The organism is Cellulophaga sp. BC115SP, assembly GCF_009905545.1.
Classification (GTDB): Bacteria; Bacteroidota; Bacteroidia; order Cytophagales; family Spirosomataceae; genus Flectobacillus; species Flectobacillus rivi.
Genome location: NZ_JAAALB010000129.1, coordinates 1 through 1,684 on the forward strand (window position 1 = coordinate 1; position 1,684 = coordinate 1,684).

1 protein-coding gene is annotated in these 1,684 nt (G+C 33.8%); it reads right to left on the bottom strand.

Annotated elements, in window-relative coordinates; translation table 11 throughout:
* Positions 1–212: 212 nt before the first annotated feature.
* On the bottom strand, positions 213–1,553 hold the full coding sequence (locus GVN22_RS27175) for a transposase (RefSeq protein ID WP_166554139.1): 1,341 nt from the start codon (positions 1,551–1,553) through the stop codon (positions 213–215).
* Positions 1,554–1,684 lie beyond the last annotated feature (131 nt).

Here is a 1,684-nt window from a genome sequence, read left to right on the forward strand (position 1 = left end):
GGCTTCCCTTGAAAATTACTTTTTCCTGCGAAGGCCTACAAAAAATCCACTCAAATACGGGTGGATTTTTTATTTTACAACTAGCTAAACTATGAATAATACAATTTTCTACCAGATTCAACTATCCGACCTTTTTACCTCTAAAGTTTGAGCATACCTATCTAGCCCTATCATTTTAGGATCTATTAAATTTGACAGTAAAATAGGAATGTTTAAGCAACTTGGGGAATTTCTTGTTTGGCTTTTTCTCGTCTTCTTACAACCTTAACAGCATTCGCTGTGTGGATTCCAAAAAAGAGCCAAACTTTCTCTGTTTCAGGATTGTGAGCCTTGATTTTATTGAGTAAATAATGCTCTTTTTCTGTCCCAAAACTCCCTTCTAAGCTAGTACTTCGTTGCTTATTTAAAATCTCTTTTATTTTCTTAGTTGGCTTATCATCTTTCCCTGATCCTTTCCGACAAAAATTCGTTTGAATATTATTTTTAGTACAATGTTTTCGATTTTCATTGGTCGCATAGATCCTGTCGGCTGATATATGAGAGCATTCTCCAAACATCTTTTTGTGCTTTAATATACTTATCTTTAGGCGTTTACATTCATTATAGGCACTGTAACTATCATGTTCAATTATATTAATTCCTCCTACTTGCATCTTATGTACTTTGATACCAAACTCGACAGGTTTGTTCTCTTTCCCTCTGACAATCGGTCTGATGTAGGGCTTGTAAATGCTCACAATTCGGTCTGAAATTTTAGCTTTGGGATTATCTAGATGATGTTTTTGTTGTTGATAAACTACCTTAATCGTCTTAAAAATTTGGGCATCTTGCGGGCTTAAATTAACGGCTTTTGTTTCATTAAGAATTTGCTGAAATTCTGTAATTCCCTTCAATAATAAGCGTAAACTTGCTCGTTTTCTTGCCTTAGTTTTTTGATGAGATTTCTTACGAAGTTTACTATATGTCAAATATTTTTTGCGCTGGTCTTTGAACTTTGAACGTGGTTCTTTCAGCTTATTTAGCTTACAAATCGCTGGAATTTGCTTTGCCCATAACCATTCGCAGGATTCCCAAAGAAGTTTGACATCAGTCGGAAAACGAATATAAACTTCATAGCAGGTTGCGTCTTCTAAAAGTATATTTTTGTCTGGAATTTCGTCTTTCCAATTCTCAATTATTTTGTGCTGAAACTCTTCAAAATCAACATGCTTTCCAATATATTTTCGTACCCTTGATACAAAAGAATTGTCTTTAATTATTTCATTATCAGATAGTAATGTACCACAAAACATTTGAATTGCCCAGTCAGTATTAAATCGTTCCAGTAATTTCTCATCACTTAGTTTTAGATAATGTTTGAGAAACATAAGTCCGAAGTAACCTTGTGGCGGAAGCCACGAGGATGCTCCTACCATAGTTTTTTTCTCAGGAAGAAGCTTTATCAAAGACGCCCAATCTATTGTCTGATAAATTGACCCTAAATCTGTCTTATTCTTAAATAAGTACAATTTAGTAAAATTTGGAGAATCAAGAGGAAAAAGTGTATATTGCATAAGTATTTTAATTTGGTCGCACAACTAAAATACAAAAATCCCCGAAATATGCCAAATTTGTGCATTTTCGGGGATTGCTTTTTGATAAAAATGCCTGATAATCAATTGTTTATACTCTAAAAGGGAAGCCT